The following is a 4,347-nucleotide window of genomic DNA, read 5'->3' as shown; positions in this document are numbered from 1 at the left end:
GGATCCACCGATAAATTACAGGCGTTTTAATCGAATAAAGACTGGAAATCTCGTTGACAGTAAATTCCCCCGTTTCATACTCCTTGACGCGCGCTTTCTTAAACTCCTCCGTAAAGGTTCTTCGCGGTCTTAAGTGAATTTTTGCCTTTCCCATAAATGACTTTTTCTCCTTCATTTTGTGTCAACCTATTTCAGGGAAAGACACAATCACCCAATCATCCAATCAATTCAATCCCTCTCTGCCTCTCTGCGATCTCACTGGGATGCCAACCAATCCCTCAATTATCCATTTAATCAATCGACTTTAGACTGTCCACTGCCGACTGATGACTGACGACTGACGACTGCCGACTGACAACTGCCGACTAATGACTGCCGCTTCATTCCCCCGTACTGAAGTCCGGGGCTGTCAATCACCACCCAATCCCATCTACTATTGACTTCCCCATTTGATTCAACCGTTATAAGTCCTAATTTACATCCATGAAAAATCATTGCTTGTTAATCCCCGTTTTTCTCATCATCCTGGCTTCAGGTTTGTCGGCTCAGGTCTATCTTTTTTCCGTCATGGGAAATTATCAGCAATCTTTTGAATTTGAACCGGACCTCCGCCTGACCAACCATCAGGATACGCGTCATCTTCCCGGGATCGGTGTGGTACTGGAAACACAAACCGCCCATCTCACCTGGGGCGGTGGGTTTCGGATTCGGTACAAATGCGTGGGCCGTTACATGGAAGATGTGATGGATGATCAGGACTCCCTCACCGGTCAGCAGGTGGAATTAAAGGATCAAATCACTTTTATCAGTTTATACGGGACGGCGTCAACAGCTCTTGTGAACACTGCTCTGATGCGAGTGGATCTGGGGGTGGATCTGGGACTCATTTCGGCGGACCGGAAATTTGCCCTGGGTGACGGCGCCCTCAATCTGCAGGCGCCGGTGGAATTGCAGACCTGGCTCCGCATCCGTCTTGCTCCCCGGAATGAATTTTCCCCCGTCCTTCGGCTGGGATACCTTCTGGCCACACCCTATACCGAAACCCGCATCACCCAATATTCAGAAAATACGGCTACCACCCGCAGCTATACTGAAAAAACAAACCTGAGTGGTCCCACCGTGGAAGCCGGTTTTGTCTATCGTTTCTGATAATGAAAATTTTGTTGTGTCAACCGCCTGTTGAGGATTTTTATACTACGCCGGACAGACACTATCCTCTGGGATTGTTGAGTCTGGCCGGATATCTCCATGATCTGCCTGTCACCTGCAAGGTGGCCGATTTTCTCCACACAGGCAGCCGCCGGACCATCCCTCTGCCGAAAAATTTCACCCGCATCCGGGATCTTCTGAACCGGGAGGATGCCCCCTTCAAGTCCTTTCGCCAGTATTACCATTTTGGTATGGACTGGGAAAATATTGAAGTCTTTTTCCGGAAGGAATCGCCGGACATTATCGGCGTAAGCTCAAACTTTTACACCTATTCCCATGAAGCCATCAAAACCATTCGCCTTGCCCGTAAAGCCTGTCCGAAAGCTTTCATCATCGCAGGCGGCCAGAACGTGAGGGACGGACTTTTTTCCCTTGGGGAGGACATTCCCGCCGATCTTGCCATCGCCGGCGAGGGCGAGGTCTCTTTTCGGGACACCGTGGGAGCCCTTCTCCACCTCCCGGGGTTTCAACCTCGGGAGGTGGCGGACCCGCACAACTCGGGATTTCAATCCCGGGGACAAGACGCCCCACACCAACCGGGGTTTCAACCCCGGGTGGTAGAAAGCCCTTTCACACCTGTGGAGCACATCCATGTGGCTCATGAATTGATTAACGCGGCAGATTACACTGTAGGCGGATACCCCATGGCTATGGTGCAAACCAGCCGGGGCTGCCCCTATCATTGCGGTTTTTGTACCATCGAGCGGACCTTCGGACGGAAAATTCGCTACCGGCCCGTGGAAGCCGTGTTGGAAGAGATTGATCAACTGGTCCGCCGGGGTGTGAAAGTTCTGGATTTTGAGGACGACAATCTTACAGTGAACCGCAACTTTGCCGTGTCCCTTTTTGAGGGAATTCGGAGGCGCTATGGAGATAGTTTACGCCTGTATGCCATGAACGGACTCAGTTCCTGGACACTGGACCGGGAATTGCTGACCCTTATGCGGCAGGCAGGCTTTGTCATGTTGAATCTTTCCGTGGGGACCCTCTCAGCGGTATCGTTGAGGGAATCCGGCCGGGTGGACAGCCGGGAGGATTTTGCCCGTGCGGCACATATTGCCCACAAACTGGGCATGAAGGTCATGGGGTATTTCATTGCCGGTCTTCCGGGAGAAGGCTATGCCGAAGGACTTGAAACCCTGCGTTTTCTCCGGAGTCTGCCCGTTGTGCCGGGCATTTCTCCCTTTTACTACATTCCCGGACAGACACTCCGGATTCCACGTATTCCTGCGGATCCCCGGGATGCACGGCTGACACGATTCTACCCATCCCATGAGGGCATCACAGAAGAAGAACTCGTGGTGTTATTTGAACAAACAAGACTTGCAGCCGCTTCAAGGCTGGAAGCTGGAACTTAGCGCCGCTTCGCTCCTGGTGTGTTTATGTGCATCAGCGTTGGGACTTTCAAACTGTCGACTGCCAACTGTCGACTGCCGACTGCCAACTGTCGACTGACAACTGCCAACTGTCGACTGTCGACTGCCGACTGACAACTACCGCCCCAATGTGATTTTTATCACATCGTACAAAAATTCAATTTCTGAACGGCATAATAATGTATATATTCTATCACTTTATACCCGTCACTCCATGGGAGTGATTGAGGCGGAGCCATGCCCGGCCACGCCAATATCAAGAGCGCTGCACTTCTCAGCACTCTGCGGGTAAAAAACTCCGAACATAACTCATAATTAATAATTAATTTATTTTTATGTCAAAAATTAATTCAGCAGTCCTTTGGTTTACCGGTCTTTCCGGAAGCGGAAAAAGCACGATTGCAGAAAAGCTTGTCCCGGCGTTGAAGGCGGCCGGACTCGATGTGGAACATCTGGACGGGGATTCGGTCCGGGAGATTTTTCCTCAGACCGGTTTTACAAAAGAAGAAAGAGATCTCCATATCAAACGGATGGGTTTTATGGCATCTCTCCTGGAAAAACATGGCGTGACAGTCGTATGCACCTTTGTCAGCCCCTACAGGGATACGCGAAATCTCGTCCGCAAGATGTGCCGGAATTTTATTGAAATCTATATCTCAACACCTCTTGAAGAATGCGCCCGCCGCGATGTCAAAGGATTGTACGCCAAAGCAAAAGCCGGACACATTTCCCATTTCACCGGACTCGATGATCCCTACGAACCCCCGGAAAATCCTGAAATCAGCATCGATACGACACATTTGTCTGTTGAAGAAGCTGTGAAAAGAATTCTTTGTGAATTAGGAACTGAGGATTAGGGACTTGTTGTTGGGAGAACAGGTTAAGGTTAAGGTTAAGGTTGAGGTTGAGGTTGAGGTTGAGGTTAAGGTTGAGGTTAAGGTTAAGGTTGAGAATGTGTTTTGATTCACTTGGAAATGGAGAATGGTTAAGTTAGAAATAAGGATAAGTGAAGGAGACCAAGATGAATCAAAGGAAACATTATTCAGCAACCCAGAAAGTATAGATTCTGCGAGAGCATTTGGAGAACCGGGTATCGATCAGTAATCTGGCCCGTCGGTACGGTGTCCATCCCAATTTACTCCATAAATGGAAGAAGCAGTTATTTGAGGGGGCAGTCGAACGTTTTGGAACGAAGCATCAGAAGCAAACCCAGGGGCAGACTGTTCGTGTGAGTCAGCTTGAAGAAAAGCTGAAAGAGAAAGACAGTCTGATTGCAGAGATCATGGCAGATAACATCCGTTTAAAAAAAAAGTACAATGGGGAGATTTGAGAGGGAGATGGGTTGAACCGGATATACGGGATTCTGTTGTGAAATACGTAAAAAACATGGAAACAAAGAGTGGATTGCCTCAGGTTTGGTTTATCACAAAGCTTGGAATAAGCTCCAGTAAATATTACGACTGGACCAGGCGATATGGACTGGAGAATCAGCATAATGGCCATATTCCCCGTGATTTTTGGGTTTTGGACTGGGAAAAACAAGCGATCGTCAATTATTGCAAAGATCGGATCGAAGAAGGCTATCGCCGGTTGACCTGCAAAATGATCGACGAAGATATTGCCGCTGCCAGTCCATCTACCGTGTATCATATGAAGTCTTTGAGGGTAAAATGAATCAGCGCCTGAATGAAAGACAATGTAAACTCGATCAGGCCGCTCGAAAAAGAAGGAATTCATCCTTAAATGAATCTAAGAAAAATTC

Annotated in this window: 4 protein-coding genes and 1 pseudogene; all 5 read left to right on the top strand. The window is 48.8% G+C overall.

The annotated features are described in order from the left end of the window. Nucleotides 1-483 precede the first annotated feature (483 nt). The 5 genes and pseudogenes from J7K63_01935 (at nucleotide 484) to J7K63_01915 (ending at nucleotide 4,259) form a co-directional block, all read left to right on the top strand. The gene (locus J7K63_01935; protein ID MCD6233785.1) at nucleotides 484-1,149 is read left to right on the top strand and encodes a hypothetical protein; all 666 of its coding nucleotides are present in this window, start codon (nucleotides 484-486) and stop codon (nucleotides 1,147-1,149) included. A gap of 2 nt (nucleotides 1,150-1,151) precedes the next feature. Further along, nucleotides 1,152-2,567 (top strand): B12-binding domain-containing radical SAM protein, encoded by a 1,416-nt coding sequence (locus J7K63_01930; protein ID MCD6233784.1) that lies wholly within the window; start codon nucleotides 1,152-1,154, stop codon nucleotides 2,565-2,567. A gap of 353 nt (nucleotides 2,568-2,920) precedes the next feature. Next, nucleotides 2,921-3,442, top strand: coding sequence for an adenylyl-sulfate kinase (gene cysC / locus J7K63_01925; protein ID MCD6233783.1), 522 nt, complete (start codon nucleotides 2,921-2,923; stop codon nucleotides 3,440-3,442). Nucleotides 3,443-3,606: 164 nt separating this feature from the next. After that, nucleotides 3,607-3,915 (top strand): annotated as a pseudogene (locus J7K63_01920) (transposase). Nucleotides 3,916-3,953: 38 nt separating this feature from the next. After that, on the top strand, nucleotides 3,954-4,259 hold the full coding sequence (locus J7K63_01915; GenBank protein MCD6233782.1) for a hypothetical protein: 306 nt from the start codon (nucleotides 3,954-3,956) through the stop codon (nucleotides 4,257-4,259). Nucleotides 4,260-4,347 lie beyond the last annotated feature (88 nt).

This window comes from Candidatus Neomarinimicrobiota bacterium, assembly GCA_021157965.1.
GTDB lineage: Bacteria > Fidelibacterota > Fidelibacteria > Fidelibacterales > Fidelibacteraceae > Fidelibacter.
Note: the sequence above shows the minus strand (reverse complement) of the source record. Positions and strands in the feature narration are given on the sequence as shown.

Excerpts from the sequence above, each read along its gene's own strand:
- J7K63_01935 (MCD6233785.1), top strand. The coding sequence starts at position 484 with ATGAAAAATCATTGCTTGTTAATCCCCGTTTTTCTCATCATCCTGGCT.
- J7K63_01930 (MCD6233784.1), top strand. The coding sequence starts at position 1,152 with ATGAAAATTTTGTTGTGTCAACCGCCTGTTGAGGATTTTTATACTACG.
- cysC (MCD6233783.1), top strand. The coding sequence starts at position 2,921 with ATGTCAAAAATTAATTCAGCAGTCCTTTGGTTTACCGGTCTTTCCGGA.